Consider the following 17,008-nt stretch of genomic DNA (forward strand, 5'->3'; position numbering starts at 1 on the left):
CCAGCGCACGACCGAGCCCGCTTCAGACACCTCACCAACCTCGTGGCGAGTTGTTTCGACGCCTGCCTCGAACTGGTTCAGACCGACTTCGTGGTCGCTGTCACGACCGTCCTCCGGTCCACGCCCATGGCTCGACCTGACCGTCATCCCTGTGCGGAATGACAAGGAGGACACCGTGGTGGGGGTCGAGGGCCATCGACCCAGCCGAGGTGCTATCGGGCACGGACGATGAAGTGCTTGCGGCCGTCCTGCGCATCCACGTGGAATCGCTGGTCCACCTCGCGTCCGCGCGTGGCTGGGACCCCAGCCCTTCGTTCGTGCCGGGGATTGTGTCTTAGCAAGTGGCTACGAGATCCGCGCGTCACTGCCGGACAAGGTCAATCGCTTCCAGCGGGACATCGTTGCTCGCGCTTGGGGCGTGATTGATCGGGAGTCCGGGCGCATCACCCTCGCTGTGTACGACAGCACCGGACGAGAACTGAAGCGGACCGAGACGTCGTCAGCTGGGACCTTTTGAAGAACGGGCTGCACAAGATCGCGTGGACGGACCGACGCTCGGCTGAGTTGCAGCCTCGGCAGCGCGGTGGCATCGATGTGGGCCCTCGGCTCACGGTGGAGACACCTGCCGAAAGCTGATGGACGAAATGTCCCCAAAGCCGCCTGCAGGGCGGGTGCGCGCCGGGTTGTAGGGGCGACGTCATCGCCCTCACCGATGGGAGTCACTACCACTCGGCGCGACGGTCCGACCAGCGAAAAGTGTCAGACCTGCTCTCTAGCGTGTGGGCATGGGAACGTTGGCGGGGACCTCCGTGGTGGAGGGGGTGCTCATCGACTGGGTGGGTGCCCGGCCGGAGGCGCACCTGGACCTGCCGGCCGAGTGGCTGACCGATGAGCAGGTGGCCGGGGAGCTGGGCCGGATCGAGCGGGACCGGGCGCGGCAGACCGCCCGGGAGGCGCAGCTGATCCTGCGGCTGGCGGAGCTGCGGCCCGACACCGACGCGGGCGGTGAGGTCGCGGGGTTCGCGGTCACCGCCGCGCAGCTGCGCGAGCTGCTGGCCCGGGTGGAGGCGCCCGACGACACCGCCGGCTACGAGCCGCGGGCGGGGCAGCGGCGGTTCGTCGCCACCCGGGACCGGCGCTGCCGGATGCCGAACTGCGGGCAGCGGGTCGGCTGGGCCGACCTGGACCACGTGGTCGCCCACGCCGACGGTGGGGCGACGTCGTGCGCGAACCTGTGCTGCGCCTGCCGCTCCCACCACCGGCTCAAGACCTTCGCCCGCGGCTGGCGCTTCCGCATGGACCCCGACGGCACGCTGCACGTGACCAGCCCCTCGGGCATCACCCGCACGACCCGCCCACCGGGCCTGCGACCACCGGAACCACCACCCTCACCACCCGACCCCGCCGACGACCCGCCGCCGTTCTGATCCGGTGGGATGTCGACCGGTCGATCTGTCGACCGGTCGACATGGGCCCGCGCGTGTCGGCGTGCTTTCAGTTCGCCGGCAGGCGCAGGCCGAGTCGTTCCAGCTCGAGCCCGGCCAGGGCCCGGACAGCCGTCGGGTCGCCGGCCCGCCACGCCGCTCCGGTGCCCGGCGGCAGCGCGGCCAGCCGGGGGAGGGGCGCGGTCGCCATCGCTCGCGCAGCGAGCAGCTCGAGGTCCGGGTGCGCCACCGCCGCCCCGGTCGGCTCCGCCGCGGCGCTGCTCGACAGCGACCCCGTCGCCACCGCACCCCGTCCCGCTGCCGCGGCCGGTCGAGCCCCCGACAGCAGCTGCCCGGCGGCCGCGGCCTCGCGCACCCAACGGGCGCGCCACGGCAGCCAGCGCAGCAGCAGCCAGCCCACCGGGAGGACGACGAGGGCGACGGCGAGGATCGTCGCCAGCGTGTCGACGGCGTCCTGCGCGCTCTGACTGGCGCCCCGGACCGAACCGCTCGCGCGGGCCAGCGCCTCGAACGGGGTGGCCAGCTCGTCGCCCACCAGCGGCACGTCCTCGGCCACGCCCGCCGCCGAGCCCATGCTGCCGGCGACCGAGCGGCCGAGGTCCTCGACCGCCCTGCCCGGCTCGGCCAGCAGCAGCACCGCCCCGTGCACCGCCCGCGCGGCGAGCACCCAGCCCACGACCCACACCAGCAGCCCGACGTCGGCGGCGAGCTGGCGCAGGCGGAGGGCGGGGTGCTGGGCGTACAGGCGCATCCGCCCATCCTTCGGCCGGCGAGGAGCGCCCGCAGGTCGAGTGCGAGCGCGCGGGACCGCCCGCAGGTCGGGCGTAGCGAGCTCCTCGCGTGCCTAGACTCCCGCGCATGCAGGTCGGGGTGGCCCGGGAGGTCAAGAGCGGTGAGTACCGGGTGGCGCTCACCCCCGCCGGCGTGACCGAGCTCGTCCGGGCCGGGCACACCGTGCTGGTCGAGAGCGGCGCGGGCGCGGGCTCCTCGATCCCCGACGCCGAGTACGCCGACGCCGGCGCGCGCCTGGTGCCCGACGCCGACGTCGTCTGGGCCGACGCGGACCTGCTGCTCAAGGTCAAGGAGCCGGTCGCCGAGGAGTACGGGCGGCTGCGGGCCAGCCAGACGCTGTTCACCTACCTCCACCTCGCGGCCAGCGAGGAGTGCACCGCAGCCCTGGTCGCCTCGGGCACCACCGCGATCGCCTACGAGACGGTCCAGACCGCCGACGGCGCGCTCCCGCTGCTCGCGCCGATGTCCGAGGTCGCCGGCCGGATGGCCCCGCAGGTGGGGGCGCACGCCCTCGAGCGGGCGCACGGCGGCCGCGGCGTGCTGCTCGGCGGCGTCCCCGGGGTGCACGCGGCCACCGTCGTCGTCCTGGGGGCGGGCGTCGCCGGGATGAGCGCGGCGGCGATCGCGCTGGGCATGCAGGCGGAGGTCGTCGTCCTCGACAAGGACATCGACAAGCTGCGCGCCGCCGACCGGATCTACCAGGGCCACCTGCAGACCGTCGCCTCCACCGCGTACGAGGTCGAACGGGCGGTGCTCGGCGCCGACCTGGTGATCGGCGCGGTCCTGGTGCCGGGGGCCCGGGCACCGGTGCTGGTCAGCAACGAGCTGGTGTCGCGCATGCGGCCGGGGTCGGTGCTGGTGGACATCGCCGTCGACCAGGGCGGCTGCTTCGAGGACACCCGCCCGACCACCCACGACGAGCCGACCTTCCGCGTGCACGACTCGGTCTTCTACTGCGTGGCCAACATGCCCGGCGCGGTGCCGAACACCTCCACCCACGCGCTGACCAACGTCACGCTGCCCTACGTCATGGCCCTCGCCGAGCACGGCACCGTCGAGGCGGTGGCGGCCGACCCGGCGCTGGCCCGCGGGGTCAACGTCGCGGGCGGCGCCGTCGTCCTGCCCGAGGTGGCCGGGGCGCACGGGCTGACCGCCGTCCCGCTGGCGGAGGTGCTGTCCTGACCGTCGCCGACCTGCCGCCCCGCACGGCCGGCTCCGACGTGGAGCTGGTGGTGACCGGCTACCTGGACCACCTCGTCGTCGAGCGCGGCCTGGCCCAGAACACCATCGCCTCCTACCGCCGCGACCTGCGCCGCTACGCCGAGTACCTCGACGCCGCCGGTGTGCGCGGCCTGGGCGAGATCACCGAGTCCGACGTCGCCGGCTTCCTGGCCGCGCTGCGCCGCGGGGACGACGACCACCCGCCGCTGTCGGCCACGTCGGCCGCCCGCGCGGTCGTCGCCGTGCGCGGCCTGCACCGCTTCGCGCTGCTCGACGGGCTGGTGCCCGACGACGTCGCCGCCGAAGTGCGCCCGCCCACCCCGGCCCGCCGGCTGCCCAAGGCGATCCCGGTCGAGTCGGTGGTGGCGCTGATCGAGGCGGCGGGCGCGGTCGAGGGCCCGCGGGGGTTGCGCGACCGCGCGCTGCTGGAGCTGCTGTACGGCACCGGCGCGCGCATCTCGGAGGCGGTCGGGCTCGCCGTGGACGACGTCGACCGCGCCCAGGCGACCGTCCGGCTCGCCGGCAAGGGCGGCAAGGAGCGGATCGTGCCGGTGGGCAGCTACGCGCTCCGGGCCGTGGAGGACTACCTCGTCCGCGCCCGCCCCGAGCTGGCCGGCCGGAGCCGGGGCGGCGTGCGCGGCGGGGCGCTGTTCCTCAACGTGCGCGGCGGGCCGCTGTCGCGGCAGAGCGCCTGGCAGATCCTCCGCTCGGCCGCCGAGCGGGCCGGTGGGCCGGACGGCGTGGTGCCCGACGTCTCGCCGCACACCCTGCGGCACTCCTTCGCCACGCACCTGCTCGACGGCGGCGCGGACGTGCGCGTGGTGCAGGAGCTGCTCGGCCACGCGTCGGTGACGACGACGCAGGTGTACACGCTGGTCACCGTCGACCGGCTGCGCGAGGTGTACGCGACCAGCCATCCGCGCGCCTTGAACTGACAGTCGCCGCCGAACACGTTGGCAACTTCTGGAGCCGGTTCGGCTGGAGCAGTCACACGAGTTGCCAGGCGTCGCCATGTCGACAAGTCTCCGGCGCGCCCCCTTGGGAGCGTCCCCCACTCTTCGTAGCGTCCTCATCACCCGAGCGGACAGGACGGCTGACCGCACCCGAACAACCGGGCCCGGGTACGAGGTGGAGGCGACAGACTCATGGCGATCCGAGCGGACGCGGCCCCTGCCGTCGCGCGCCCGCGCGACGGCGACCCGGAGATGGGTGCCGCCGCCTCGCGGACGGACCCCGCGCGCGCCCGGCAGCGTCCGCTGCCGGACCCCAAGCCGCTGACCGAGCACGGCCCGGCCCGCGTCATCGCGATGTGCAACCAGAAGGGCGGCGTCGGCAAGACGACGTCGACCATCAACCTGGGTGCCGCGCTGACCGAGTTCGGCCGCAAGGTGCTGCTCATCGACCTGGACCCGCAGGGTGCGCTGTCGGTCGGCCTGGGCGTCCCGGCGCAGGCCATGGACCGCACCATCTACAACGCGCTCATGGAGCGCCGGACCTCGCTGCGGGACGTGCGCGTGCACACCGACATCCCCGGCCTGGACCTGGTGCCCAGCAACATCGACCTCTCCGCCGCCGAGGTGCAGCTGGTCAGCGAGGTCGCCCGCGAGCAGACCCTGCTGCGGGTGCTCGCCGACGTGCGCGACGAGTACGACTACATCCTCATCGACTGCCAGCCGTCGCTGGGCCTGCTCACGGTCAACGCCCTGACCGCGGCGCAGGGCGTGATGATCCCGCTGGAGTGCGAGTTCTTCTCGCTGCGCGGGGTGGCGCTGCTGGTCGACACCATCGACAAGGTCAAGGAGCGGCTCAACCCGCAGCTGGAGATCTCCGGCATCCTCGCCACGATGTACGACGCGCGCACCGTGCACTGCAAGGAGGTGTTCAGCCGGGTGGTCGAGGCCTTCGGCGACACCGTCTTCCAAACCGTCATCCAGCGCACCGTCCGGTTCCCGGAGACCACCGTCGCCGGCCAGCCGATCACCACCTGGGCGCCGACCTCCTCGGGTGCCGCGGCCTACCGCGACCTGGCCAAGGAGGTGCTGGCACTGTGACGCGGCGTCCCGTGCTGCCCGGTGCCTCGGAGCTGTTCCGCCGCACCGACTCGTCGTCCTCGGTCCCCGAGGTCACCGAGCTGCCCAGCCTCAGCGCCACGGTCAGCTCGCCCGCCCTGCGCACCGCCGCCCGGCGGGCGGGGAGCCGGCCGCCGAGGAGCCGGCCCCGGCGAGCCCGCTCACCCTCGTGCCCGGGGGAGCGGCGACCCCCGCTGCCTCGAGCGACGACGAGCTGGCCGCCTTCCGCGCCGCCCCCGCGCCCGCACCGGTGCTCACACCCCGGGTGCCGACGCGCGGCCGGCCGGCCCGCGGCCGCGAGCGCACCAAGCACGACGAGAAGATCACCGTCTACATCTCGGCCGACGAGCTCATGGCGCTGGAGACCGCCCGGCTGACCCTCCGGGGCCAGCACGGCGTCGCCGCCGACCGCGGGCGGATCGTCCGCGAGGCGATCTCGGTGATCCTGGCCGACCTCGCCGAGCGCGGCGAGGACTCGGTGCTGGTGCGGCGCCTCCAGGGCTGAGCGGCGCGCGCCTACGCTCGCTGACCGTGGAGGACAGCAGCGCGGCAGCGGGGACGCCGGACGCCGTCGTCCCCGCGCGCTTCACCGTGCGGCTGACCAACTTCGAGGGCCCGTTCGACCTGCTGCTGCAGCTGATCGGCAAGCACAAGCTCGACGTCACCGAGATCGCGCTGTCCACGGTCACCGACGAGTTCATCGCCCATCTGCGCGCCCTGGGCGACGAACTCGACCTCGACCAGGCCAGCGAGTTCCTCGTGGTCGCCGCCACGCTGCTCGACCTCAAGGCCGCCCGGCTGCTGCCGGCCGCCGAGGTCGACGACGAGGAGGACCTCGAGCTGCTCGAGGCGCGCGACCTGCTCTTCGCCCGGCTGCTCCAGTACAAGGCCTACAAGCAGGCGGCCGCCTTCCTGCGCGAGCGGGAGGGCGAGGCCGCCCGCCGGTTCCCCCGGGTCGCGGCCCTGGAGCCGCGGTTCGCCGACCTCGCGCCCGAGGTGCGGCTGGACCTCACCCCGGCGCAGTTCGCCGCCCTGGCCGCCCGTGCCCTGGCGCCGAAGGCGCCCGACGTCGTCGGCGTCGGGCACCTGCACGCCCCGCCGGTGAGCGTGAGCGAACAGCTCCTGGTGGTGCGCGACCACCTGGCGCGCGCCGGCACCGTCTCCTTCCGCGCGCTCACCGCCGACTGCGACCACACCCTCGAGGTGGTCGCCCGGTTCCTCGCGCTGCTGGAGCTCTACCGCCAGCAGCGCGTCACCTTCGAGCAGCTCACGCCGCTGGGCGAGCTGCACGTGCGCTGGTCGGGCCGGCAGCCCGACGCCGGGGCGGTCGACGTGGACGGGGCCGTTCCCGGCGCCCTGCCCGGCGACGGCGGCGAGCCGGCGGCCGACGACATCGACGAGGAGTACTCGTGAGCACCGACGACGACCGGCCCACCGAGGAGCCGCGGCCCGCCGAGGAGCCCGCCCCGATCTCCTGGGAGGCGCTGGCCGGCGAGCTGGCGGCCGCGCGCCGGGAGTCCGAGCGGCGGGGGGACGCCGACCCGGCCGCGTGGGACGCCGTCGCGGCCGAGCTCGCCACCCGCGTCTCCGAGCTGCCGGTGGAGGAGGGCGAGGTCCCGCCGGTCCCGGTGGAGGACGACGAGCCCGCCCCGCCGGCCGCGGCCCCCGAGCCGGAGCCCGAGCCGGAACCGGAGCCCGAGCCGCTGGAGCTGCTCGACCCCGACGAGCTGCGCGGCGGGCTGGAGGCGCTGCTGTTCGTCATGGACGACCCGGTCGACGAGGCCACCCTGGCCGGTGCGCTGCGCTGCTCCCTGATCCAGGTGCGGACCGGGCTGGCCGAGCTGGCGCAGGGCTACGACGCGCGCTCGGCGGGGATCGCGCTGCGCCGGGTGGGGGAGGGGTGGCGGCTCTACACCCGGGAGGAGCACGCCGGCGTCGTCGAGCGGTACCTCGTCGACGGGCAGCGCAGCCGGCTCAGCCAGGCCGCGCTGGAGACGTTGGCCGTCATCGCCTACCGGCAGCCGGTGACCCGCGCCCGCGTCGCCGCGATCCGCGGGGTCGGCGTCGACGGCGTCATGCGCACCCTGATCGGCCGCGGGCTGGTCTCCGAGGTGGGCAGCGACCCCGACAGCGGCGGCGGGCTCTACGCCACGACGCCGCTGTTCCTCGAGCGGCTCGGGCTGACCTCGCTCGCCGACCTGCCCGAGCTGGCGCCGCTGCTGCCCGAGACCGCCGCCGTCCTCGACGAGCACCCCGACAGCTGAGGAGTGACCGGCGTCCTTTGCGCCGGGTGGGAGACTGGGCGGCGATGAGCGACGCGACCCCGAACGACGAGAGCACCACCGCCGCAGGCGACGGCTGGTCCGAGGACATGGAGCTCGCTCCGGTCCACCCCGGCGACCGCGCGCCCGGAGCCGACGGCGACGACCGCGACGGGGAGCGGCTGCAGAAGGTCCTGGCCCGTGCCGGGGTCGGCAGCCGCCGGGTCAGCGAGGACATGATCGACGCCGGCCGGATCAGCGTGAACGGCGCCGTCGTCACCGTGCAGGGCATGCGGGTCGACCCCACGCGCGACAAGATCGCCGTCGACGGCGTCCGCCTGGAGATCCGCGACGACCGGGTGACCTACGCGATGAACAAGCCCCCGGGCGTCATCACCGCGATGAGCGACGACCGCAACCGGCCCTGCGTCGGCGACATGGTCGGCGACCTCGCACCCGGGCTGGTGCACGTCGGCAGGCTGGACCAGGACACCGAGGGCCTGCTGCTGCTCACCACCGACGGCGAGCTGGCCCACCGGCTGGCCCACCCCTCCTACGGGGTCCGCAAGACCTACCTGGCGCAGGTGTCCGGCTCCGTGCCGCGCGACCTGGCCAAGCGGCTGCGCCGCGGGATCGAGCTGGACGACGGCCCGGTGAAGGTCGACTCGTTCCGGGTCGTCGACACCCACGCCGGCCAGTCCGTCGTCGAGGTCGTGCTGCACGAGGGCCGCAAGCACATCGTGCGCCGGCTGCTCGCCGCGGTCGACCTGCCCGTCTCGCGGCTGACCCGCACCGCGGTGGGCCCGATCGAGCTGCGGGCCATGCGCTCGGGCACGATCCGCAAGCTCAGCCGGCAGGAGCTCGGCACGCTGTCGGAGCTCGTCGGCCTGTAGGGCCGGGCAGGGGCACGGCGCTCCGGGGAACCGGTGGCGCCCGCTCCCTAGACTCGATCGAGGCCCCGGCGATCCGGGCGCCGGTGCAGGGCAGAGAACGAACGAGGAGTGTGCATGGCCGTCCGAGCCATCCGGGGCGCGACCCAGGTCGACGCCGACGACCGGGAGCAGGTGCTCGAGGCGACCCGCGAGCTGGTGAGCACCGTGCTCGAGCGCAACGCGCTGGAGCACGACGACATCATCAGCATCCTGTTCACCGCCACCCCCGACCTGGTGTCGGAGTTCCCGGCGCTGGCCGCGCGCGAGCTGGGCATGGGCGACGTGCCGCTGATGTGCGCCACCGAGATCGCCGTCCCGCACGCCCTGCCGCGGGTGCTGCGGCTCATGGCGCACGTGGAGACCGAGCGCCCGCGCTCCGAGGTCCAGCACGTCTACCTGCGCGGGGCCGCCGCCCTGCGCCGGGACATCGCGCAGTGAGCGCCTCCTTCCGCGGCGCGGTGACCCTCGACGGGCCCTCGGGCACCGGCAAGTCCAGCGTGGCCCGCGGCGTCGCCGCCGCCCTGGGCGCGGCCTACCTGGACACCGGGGCGATGTACCGCGCCGCCACCGTCGCCGTCCTCGACGCCGGGGTCGACCCCGCCGACGCCGACGCGGTGGCCGCCATCGTGGCCGCCGCGCGGATCGAGGTGGGCACCGAGGCCGGCACCGAGCGCGTGGCGGTCGACGGCGTCGACGTCGCCGTCCGCATCCGCGGCGCCGAGGTGACGCGCGCCGTGTCGGCGGTCTCCGCCGTCCCGGCCGTGCGCCGCCAGCTGGTGGACCAGCAACGCGACCTGGTGACCGTCGCGGACGCCGTTGTGGTCGAGGGCCGCGACATCGGCACCGTGGTGCTGCCCGACGCGGCGCTCAAGGTGTACCTGACCGCGGCGCCCGAGGTGCGCGCCCAGCGCCGGGCCCGGCAGCTCGGGCTGACCGACGCCGCGGAGATCGACGCCCTGGCCGCGGACCTGCGCCGTCGGGACGAGCACGACAGCAGCCGGGCCGACAGCCCGCTGCGACCGGCCGCGGACGCCGTGGTCGTGGACAGCAGCGAGCTCGACCAGCAGGCCGTGGTGGACCGCATCGTGGCGCTGGCCGAGGCCGCGCTGGTGACAGGGGACCGGACGTGAGTGAGCACCGAACCACCGGGCAGCAGGACGGGCCGCTGCCCGTCGTCGCCATCGTGGGCCGCCCGAACGTGGGCAAGTCGACGCTGGTCAACCGCATCCTCGGCCGCCGCGCGGCGGTCGTGCAGGACGTGCCGGGGGTGACGCGGGACCGCATCTCCTACGAGGCGCTGTGGAACGGCAAGCGCTTCACCGTCATGGACACCGGCGGCTGGGACCCCAAGGCGACCGGCATCGGCGCCTCGATCACCCGGCAGGCCGAGTTCGCCATGGAGACCGCCGACGTCATCGTGCTCGTCGTCGACAGCCAGGTGGGCGCGACCGACACCGACCTCGCCGCCGCCAAGGTGCTGCGGCGCAGCAAGCGGCCGGTGATCCTCGTGGCCAACAAGGTCGACGACGAGCGCAGCGAGGGCAACGTCCACGAGCTGTGGAGCCTGGGCATGGGGGAGCCGCAGCCGGTGAGCGCCCTGCACGGGCGCTCCAGCGGTGACCTGCTCGACCTGATCCTCGACGCGATGCCCGAGGCGCCGCGCGAGCAGGAGCACGAGGAGGGGCCGCGCCGCGTCGCGCTGGTCGGCCGCCCGAACGTCGGGAAGTCCAGCCTGCTCAACCGGCTGGCCAAGGACGAGCGCTCGGTCGTCGACTCCGTCGCCGGCACGACCGTCGACCCGGTGGACTCGATCGTCGTCCTCGGCGGCGAGGAGTGGCGGTTCGTCGACACCGCGGGCCTGCGCCGCAAGGTGAACACCGCGAGCGGCATGGAGTACTACGCCAGCCTGCGCACCGAGGCCGCCATCCAGGCCGCCGAGGTCTGCGTGGTCCTGCTGGCCGCCGACGAGGTCATCAGCGAGCAGGACCAGCGGGTCATCACCCAGGTCGTGGAGGCCGGCCGCGCGCTGGTCCTGGCGTTCAACAAGTGGGACACCCTCGACGAGGACCGGCACGACCAGCTCGAGCGCGAGATCGACCGCGACCTCGCGCACGTCAAGTGGGCGACGCGGGTGAACATCTCCGCCTCCACCGGTCGCGGCGTCGGCAAGCTCGCCGACCACCTGCGCGCCGCCCTGGCGTCGTGGGAGCAGCGCGTGCCGACGGCGGAGCTCAACCAGTTCGTCCGCGCGCTGGTGCAGGAGACGCCGCCGCCGGCCCGGGGTGGGCGGGCGCCCAAGATCAAGTACGTGACGCAGGCCGACGTCCGGCCGCCGCGCTTCGTCGTCTTCTCCACCGGCTTCCTCGAGGCCGGTTACCGGCGCTTCCTGACCCGCAAGCTGCGCGAGCAGTGGGGCTTCGCGGGCACGCCGATCGAGGTGTCGGTCAAGGTCCGCGAGGGCCGCGACCGGGACGCCAAGCGCGGCTGAGCGGGAGGGCCGGCGCGCACGCCGGCCCTCCGCCCCGCTCAACCGCGTGGCCGCACGTCCTGCGGGGTGTCCTGCCGGGCACGCGGCGCGGGCACCTGCACGTCCCCGCCGCCGGTCGCCTCCGGCTCGTCGTGCCGCTGCGCCAGCCGGCTGGGCCACCACATGTGCCGGCCGAGGTCCAGGTTCAGCGCGGTGACCAGCACCGACCGCACGACCATCGTGTCCAGCAGCACGCCGAGCGCGACGGCGATGCCGAGCTGGGTGAGGAACGTCAGGGGCAGGGTGCCCAGGACGGCGAACGTGGCCGCGAGCACCATCCCGGCCGAGGTGATCACCCCGCCCGTGGCCGCCAGGCCGATGAGGGCCGCCCGCCGGGTGCCGTGGTCGTGCGCCTCCTCGCGCACCCGGGTCATCAGGAAGATGTTGTAGTCGATGCCCAGGGCGACCAGGAAGACGAAGACGAACAGCGGGAACGAGCTGTCGGTCGTGGACACCCCGAGGAACGCGTCGAAGATCAGCGCGCTGAGGCCGAGCGCCGCGCCGTAGGACAGCACGACGGTGGCGATCAGGATCACCGGCGCCGTGATCGCCCGCAGCAGCACGCCGAGCACCACCAGGACGACCGCCATGATCAGCGGGATGATCACCCGGTTGTCGCGCTGGGAGGCGGTCTGCACGTCCAGGTTGACCGCGGTGTTGCCGCCGACCAGCGCCTCGCCGTCGCCGACGTCGTCCAGGCCGGTGCGCAGCCGGTCGATGGTGTCGTAGGCGGCTCCGCTGTCCGCGGGGTCGGCCAGCGAGGCCTCGACGAGCGCGGCGTCGCCGGTGACCTGCGGGTCCGCGACGTCCTCGACGCCGTCGGTGCCGGCGACGGCGGCCGCGACCTCGTCGGCGTCGGCCGCGGTGGTCAGCACGTACACCGGGTTGCCGGCGGCGGCGGGGAAGTGCCGGTCCGCGACCTCCTCGCCGGTGATCGACTCGGGGGTGCCGCGGAATCCGTCGGCCTGGCTCAGGCCCTTCGCGTTCAAGCCGAACACGCCGAGACCGGCGACCAGCAGCAGCCCGGCGGTCACCACCCACACCGCCCGCGGACGCGGCCGGATGAGCCCGCCGATGCGCGCCCAGAAGCCGGTCGCGCTCGGCTCGGGGCTGCCCAGGGCCGGGCGCACCGGCCAGAACACCCAGCGGCCGCAGATCACCAGCAGCGCCGGGAGCAGCGTCATGAGCACCACGAGGGTGACGCCGACGCCGATCGCTGCGACCGGACCGAGACCGGCGGTGGAGTTCATGTCCCGCGAAGACCAGGCACAGCATGCCCAGGATCACCGTGCCGCCGCTGGCGAGCACCGCCGGCCCCGCCCGGTGCACGGCCTCGGTCATCGCCTCGTGCCGGTCGCCGTGCAGGCGCAGCTCCTCGCGGTAGCGAGCCACGAGCAGCAGCGCGTAGTCGGTGCCGGCGCCGATGACCAGCACGGTCAGGATGCTGGCGCTCTGCGCGTTGACCGTCAGGTCGGCGTGCCGGGCCAGCAGGGTGATCAGCGCCTGCGCGCAGAAGAGCGCCACCACCGAGGAGAAGATCGGCAGGATCCACAGGACCGGGCTGCGGTAGGTGAACAGCAGGATCAGGATGACCACGCCGAGCGCGGCGAACAGCAGCGCGCCGTCGATGCCCTCGAACGCCTCGGAGGAGTCGGCGGCGTTGCCGGCCGGCCCGGTCACCCAGGCCTCCAGCCCGTCGGGCCCGTCGGAGGCCTCCGCGCGCAGGCCGTCGACGATCGGGGCGATCGCCTCCCAGCCCTCGGCGCCCATGTCCAGCGGCACGACCAGCTGCGCGGCCTCGCCGTCCTCGGACAGGATCGGGTCGGTCACCGGGCCGGCCAGGTCGTCCAGCCGGCCGAAGCTCGCGGCGTCCTCGTCGATGGCGGCGAGGTCGGCCGGCGTCAGCCCGCCGGACCGCTCGTAGACCACGACCGCCTGGATGACGTCGGGATCCGAGCCGAGGGCGGCCTGCTGCTCCAGGGCCCGTGTCGACTCGGCGTCGCCGGGCAGCCACGAGGAGATCTCGTTGTCCTGCTCGTCGGTGAGGCCGCCGGCCAGCGGCCCCGACGCGGCGGCGAGCACCAGCCAGAAGACGAGGATGAGCCACTTGGCGCGCCGGTTGCTGACCTTGGATGCGAACGTCCTGCCCATGACGGAACACCTCCGGCACCGAGGTGCCCTGGTCGAGGAGGATGGCGACGGCCCCGTGCGGACGAGGCTTGCACCGGCGTCGCCAGGTGTCACGGGGTTTGACGGCCCGGGCCCCAGGAACTGATCGGCCCGCCGCCGGGTCCGGGGGAGCGGTGCGCTAATCTTCCGGAGCGGTCATCGCGCGTCCGGGAGCTCCCGGACCGGTGCGAGGACGCGCGGGCTGTAGCGCAGCTTGGTAGCGCACTTGACTGGGGGTCAAGGGGTCGCAGGTTCAAATCCTGTCAGCCCGACAGAGCAGTACATGCAGGTCAGAGGCGGGTCGGTCGAGCAGACCGGCCCGCCTCTGCCGTGAAGCGGACCGGCCGGCGGTGGTCCTCCCGGCCCCACTCCCGCTGCAGGTCGACGTCCCGGGGCTCGGTCGCGGTCACCCCCGGCAGGTCCTCGAGCGCGACCCCGGCCGACCCGCGGGCCAGGTCGCGGGCGCGGTGCACGACGAGGTACGCCCCCACCCGCACCGGGGCGACCTCGGCGAGCTCGGCCAGGGTCGCACCCGTCAGCACGACCGGCCGGTCGAGGTCCACCCGGTAGCGGCACCGCGCCAGGACGGCGGCCGGCGGCTCGCCGCGGTGCACCCGCGGGTCGTCGAGCGCGTCGAGCACCGCGCCGGAGCGCAGCCACACCCCGCAGTCGGTCCCGGCCAGCAGCGAGCGCACGGACGCGACCACCTCGGCGTCGGTGGCCGAGGTGTCGTCCAGCCGGACGACGACGTCCGGGTGCGCCCACACCAGGCCGCTGCCGCGGGTCGCCGTCCCCGGCACGTAGCGGGCCAGCGCGAGGCCCTCGACGTTCCGGGAGTGCCGGGCCGCGTCGTCGTCGGTGCGGCCCCCGAAGTCCGGCCCGTCGTGCCAGGCGACGGCGTCGCGCGCGTGCCGGAAGGTGGCGCCGCGCAGCCAGCAGCGGTGCGCGAACTCCCAGTCCTCGCCGCCGTAGGCGCGGAACGCCTCCTCGAAGCCGCCCACCTCCTCGAACAGGCTCCGGCGGACGCTGAGCACCGCCGAGATGACGAACCGGTAGGCGTCGTCCCCGGCCGAGCGCAGGTCGTCGGTGCGGTCGTAGGCCTCGGTCAGCCAGACCGGCTCGTCGAGGACCTCCGGGGCGTCCTCGCCGTGCACCAGCCAGCGGCGCAGCTGCTCCGGCGAGGTGGCGCCCAGCTCGGCGTGCCGGCGGCGGCCCACGACCAGGTCGGCGCCGCCTGCCAGGTGCCGGACGACGGCAGAGACGTACCCGGGTTCGGGCACCGTGTCGCCGTCGACGAAGCACAGCACGGTCCCGCGGGCCGCCGCGGCGCCGAGGTTGCGCGCGGCCGCGGCGCGGAAGCCGTCGTCGGCCTGGGCGACGACCCGCACCGCGTAGGGCCGGGGGCCCGGGTCGGGAGGCGTGGGGGAGCCGTCGTCGGCGACCACCACGTCGAGCAGGTGCAGGGGGTGGTCCTGCAGCTCCAGCGCCGTCAGCACCAGGTCCAGGTCGTGCGGCGCGGCGTAGTGCGGCACGACCACCGACACGACCGGCAGCTCCTCGGCGGTCACGCGGCGGCCCGGGCGAGCACCGGCAGCAGGAGGGCGGCGGTGTCGGCGACGGTGGGGGAGGCGCGGTACCCGTCGGGCAGCCAGGTGCCCACCGGGTCGGCCCACGCCCCGGCGAGGGCGGTGCGCAGGTCGTCGTAGACCCGGACGCAGCCCGGCGACCGGGCCAGCAGCTCGGCGGCGTAGTCGCTGCGCGCCACCAGCGGCCGCCGGCCGGCACCGATCCAGGCGTTGACCGATCCGGACGCCGACACGTGGGCGTGCGGGGCGACCGGCAGCACGGCCGACCGCAGCAGCTCCGGCAGGCGCGCGTCGGGGATCCAGCCGCTGACCGTGCAGGGCCGCCCGAGCGCCCGGGCCTGCGCGGCGAGCGCCTCGGCCAGGTCCTCGTGGCCGGCCGACGGGCGGCCCCAGGCGAGGAGTCCCGCCCCGTCGGGCAGCGCGTCGAGCGCGGCCAGCACGTCCTCGTGCCCCTTGCCGGGGTAGAGGTAGCCCAGGACGGCGACCCCCGTCGGTGCCCGCGGCCGGGTCCGCGGCCGGGGCGTCGCGCAGGTCGGGCACGGGCAGGGGGACGACGTCGACCGCCACGTCGGCACCGCAGGCGGCCAGGAGCCGCGCCTCGTGCGCGCTGGCCACGACGACGGCCGCGGCGGCCTCGGCCATGCGCCGGTAGGCCGCCGCGCGCCGGGCCGCGTTGCGCGGGCCGTCGCTGGCCTGGGGGAGGTCGTGCAGCGTCAGGACGAGCCGACGCCGCCGGGCCAGGTCGGCGATCACGTCGGCGGCCTCCTCGGGCGTCCGCCCGAACAGCCGGTCGGTGACGTGCACGAGCAGCGGGCCCGGGGGAGCGGCGCCGAGCGCGCCGAGCAGCTCGGCGGCGGACGGGGCGCCGTCCAGGTGCAGGAGCACGGTGCCGGGCGCGAGCGCGCGGAGAGCTGCCGCCTGGGCGAGCGCGGTGCCCGTCACGCCGTGGCCGGCCGGCCCGACGACGAGCGCGGTGGCGGGGGCCGCGCCGTTCACACGTTCAGCGCCGCTCACGGGGCCAGCGCCGCGGCGGCCTCGGCGTGCCGGGCCAGCCCGGCCTCGGCCACCCCCGGGTGCTCGGCGTACCAGCGCAGCTGGGCCGCGCGCACCTCCTCGTCGGCGAGCGGGGACCCGGAGACCCGCCACTCCGCGCGGGCGGCGGCCGGCTCGAGGCCGAGGGCCGCGAGGACCTCCGGGAGGACGGGGGCGTGCACGCTGTCGAGCAGGGTGCGCCCGGGGTCGGCGACGTCCGCCGGGAGCCCGAGGGCCGCGAGCACCCGCCCGGCCAGTCCGGTCAGGACGCCGTTGCCGGGGTGGTTGACGGTGTGCGTGGCGGCGGCGCCGGCCGCCTGCAGCAGGTCGACCACCGGCAGCGAGCCGTGCCGCTCCTGCCGTCCCTCCAGCTCGCGGACCGACAGGTCGCGAACCGCCCGCACCGCGTCGGCGGACGGCACGTCGGGCAGCGCGGGGCGGCCGGCGGCGAGGGAGAGCGCGCGCAGGTCGGAGTACGGGACGACCGGGGGCTCGCCGGCCCCGGGCGACCGGACGATCACCTGGAACGGGTGCAGGGCGGCCCAGCGGACGATCGGGACGACGACCGACCGGGGCCGGCGGGCCGCCCGGGCGAGCACCTCGGCGGTGCCGAGCGGCAGGTCGCGGTAGCCGTCGCGGACCGGCTGGGAGACCAGGACGTCGACCCGGGCCAGGACCCGCTCCAGGTGCGGCAGGTCCTCGGCGGTGAGCTCGTGCACGGGTGGCAGGCGGACGGTCCGCACCGGTGCGTCGTCGATCCCGCTGGACTGCGAGGACGAGGAGCCCAGGAGCACCCGGAGCGACTCGGCCTGGCAGTTGCCGTGCACGACGAGCAGCGGCCGGTCGTCCTGCGGGATCGGCTGCAGCCCGTAGAAGTGGGCGTAGTGCTGCCGCCGGCCGGTCACGGACGCCACCCTAAGGAGCGCATCCGCCCGGGCGCCCGACGGACCGGCGAGCGCAGCCGCTGCAGCCGT

The 17,008-nt window shown here is 75.2% G+C and carries 16 protein-coding genes, 1 tRNA gene and 1 pseudogene; 12 read left to right on the top strand and 6 right to left on the bottom strand.

All coding sequences use genetic code 11. The annotated features are described in order from the left end of the window. Positions 1-785 precede the first annotated feature (785 nt). Entirely contained in the window at positions 786-1,427 is a 642-nt protein-coding gene (locus JKP75_RS08670; protein ID WP_200492979.1) for an HNH endonuclease signature motif containing protein, read from the top strand. Positions 1,428-1,494: 67 nt separating this feature from the next. Here JKP75_RS08670 and JKP75_RS08675 read toward each other — a convergent pair whose 3' ends face one another. After that, entirely contained in the window at positions 1,495-2,196 is a 702-nt protein-coding gene (locus tag JKP75_RS08675) for a hypothetical protein (RefSeq protein WP_200491763.1), read from the bottom strand. A gap of 107 nt (positions 2,197-2,303) precedes the next feature. On the opposite strand from JKP75_RS08675, the gene ald reads away from it, so the two are divergent. The 10 genes from ald (at position 2,304) to der (ending at position 11,208) form a co-directional block, all read left to right on the top strand. Further along, the gene (gene ald, locus JKP75_RS08680; RefSeq protein WP_200492980.1) at positions 2,304-3,419 is read left to right on the top strand and encodes an alanine dehydrogenase; all 1,116 of its coding nucleotides are present in this window, start codon (positions 2,304-2,306) and stop codon (positions 3,417-3,419) included. 50 nt (positions 3,420-3,469) lie between these two features. Then, positions 3,470-4,393 carry a site-specific tyrosine recombinase XerD gene (locus JKP75_RS08685; protein WP_309229694.1) on the top strand — a complete coding sequence of 308 codons (924 nt, stop codon included), beginning with the start codon at positions 3,470-3,472 and terminating at the stop codon, positions 4,391-4,393. 210 nt (positions 4,394-4,603) lie between these two features. After that, positions 4,604-5,509, top strand: a complete 906-nt coding sequence (locus JKP75_RS08690; RefSeq protein WP_304504651.1) for an AAA family ATPase — start codon at positions 4,604-4,606, stop codon at positions 5,507-5,509. 187 nt (positions 5,510-5,696) lie between these two features. Beyond that, on the top strand, positions 5,697-6,032 hold the full coding sequence (locus tag JKP75_RS08695) for a hypothetical protein (RefSeq protein WP_242473257.1): 336 nt from the start codon (positions 5,697-5,699) through the stop codon (positions 6,030-6,032). A gap of 26 nt (positions 6,033-6,058) precedes the next feature. Continuing rightward, positions 6,059-6,940 (top strand): ScpA family protein, encoded by an 882-nt coding sequence (locus tag JKP75_RS08700; RefSeq protein WP_200491760.1) that lies wholly within the window; start codon positions 6,059-6,061, stop codon positions 6,938-6,940. Further along, positions 6,937-7,791 carry an SMC-Scp complex subunit ScpB gene (scpB, locus tag JKP75_RS08705; RefSeq protein WP_200491759.1) on the top strand — a complete coding sequence of 285 codons (855 nt, stop codon included), beginning with the start codon at positions 6,937-6,939 and terminating at the stop codon, positions 7,789-7,791. Before JKP75_RS08700 ends, scpB begins: the two co-directional genes overlap by 4 nt. 44 nt (positions 7,792-7,835) lie before the next feature. Further along, entirely contained in the window at positions 7,836-8,681 is an 846-nt protein-coding gene (locus JKP75_RS08710; protein ID WP_200491758.1) for a pseudouridine synthase, read from the top strand. A gap of 114 nt (positions 8,682-8,795) precedes the next feature. After that, positions 8,796-9,158 (top strand): chorismate mutase, encoded by a 363-nt coding sequence (gene aroH, locus JKP75_RS08715; protein ID WP_200492981.1) that lies wholly within the window; start codon positions 8,796-8,798, stop codon positions 9,156-9,158. Next, positions 9,155-9,850 carry a (d)CMP kinase gene (gene cmk, locus JKP75_RS08720; protein WP_200491757.1) on the top strand — a complete coding sequence of 232 codons (696 nt, stop codon included), beginning with the start codon at positions 9,155-9,157 and terminating at the stop codon, positions 9,848-9,850. The genes aroH and cmk overlap by 4 nt, the downstream gene beginning before the upstream one ends. Beyond that, the gene (gene der / locus JKP75_RS08725; protein ID WP_200491756.1) at positions 9,847-11,208 is read left to right on the top strand and encodes a ribosome biogenesis GTPase Der; all 1,362 of its coding nucleotides are present in this window, start codon (positions 9,847-9,849) and stop codon (positions 11,206-11,208) included. The genes cmk and der overlap by 4 nt, the downstream gene beginning before the upstream one ends. Before the next feature lie 38 nt (positions 11,209-11,246). On the opposite strand, the gene JKP75_RS20960 is transcribed toward der, so the two are convergent. Together JKP75_RS20960 and JKP75_RS20965 are read right to left on the bottom strand one after the other, a co-directional pair. Beyond that, the gene (locus tag JKP75_RS20960; RefSeq protein WP_242473258.1) at positions 11,247-12,497 is read right to left on the bottom strand and encodes an MMPL family transporter; all 1,251 of its coding nucleotides are present in this window, start codon (positions 12,495-12,497) and stop codon (positions 11,247-11,249) included. Between the two features lie 61 nt (positions 12,498-12,558). Then, positions 12,559-13,398 (bottom strand): annotated as a pseudogene (locus JKP75_RS20965) (MMPL family transporter); the annotation flags it as partial. Between the two features lie 216 nt (positions 13,399-13,614). Here JKP75_RS20965 and JKP75_RS08735 point away from each other — a divergent pair. Then, positions 13,615-13,688, top strand: a tRNA-Pro gene (locus JKP75_RS08735). A gap of 18 nt (positions 13,689-13,706) precedes the next feature. On the opposite strand, the gene JKP75_RS08740 is transcribed toward JKP75_RS08735, so the two are convergent. The 3 genes from JKP75_RS08740 to JKP75_RS08750 all read right to left on the bottom strand — a co-directional run bounded on the left by JKP75_RS08740 (position 13,707) and on the right by JKP75_RS08750 (position 16,939). Beyond that, a complete protein-coding gene (locus JKP75_RS08740) occupies positions 13,707-14,984 on the bottom strand; it encodes a glycosyltransferase (RefSeq protein WP_200491754.1) in 1,278 nt (425 codons plus the stop codon). Then, on the bottom strand, positions 14,981-15,577 hold the full coding sequence (locus JKP75_RS23785; protein WP_200492982.1) for a hypothetical protein: 597 nt from the start codon (positions 15,575-15,577) through the stop codon (positions 14,981-14,983). The genes JKP75_RS08740 and JKP75_RS23785 overlap by 4 nt, the downstream gene beginning before the upstream one ends. Before the next feature lie 435 nt (positions 15,578-16,012). Beyond that, positions 16,013-16,939, bottom strand: a complete 927-nt coding sequence (locus JKP75_RS08750) for a WcbI family polysaccharide biosynthesis putative acetyltransferase (protein WP_200492983.1) — start codon at positions 16,937-16,939, stop codon at positions 16,013-16,015. Positions 16,940-17,008: the final 69 nt, after the last annotated feature.

The organism is Blastococcus sp. TML/M2B (assembly GCF_016612865.1).
Lineage (GTDB): Bacteria > Actinomycetota > Actinomycetes > Mycobacteriales > Geodermatophilaceae > Blastococcus.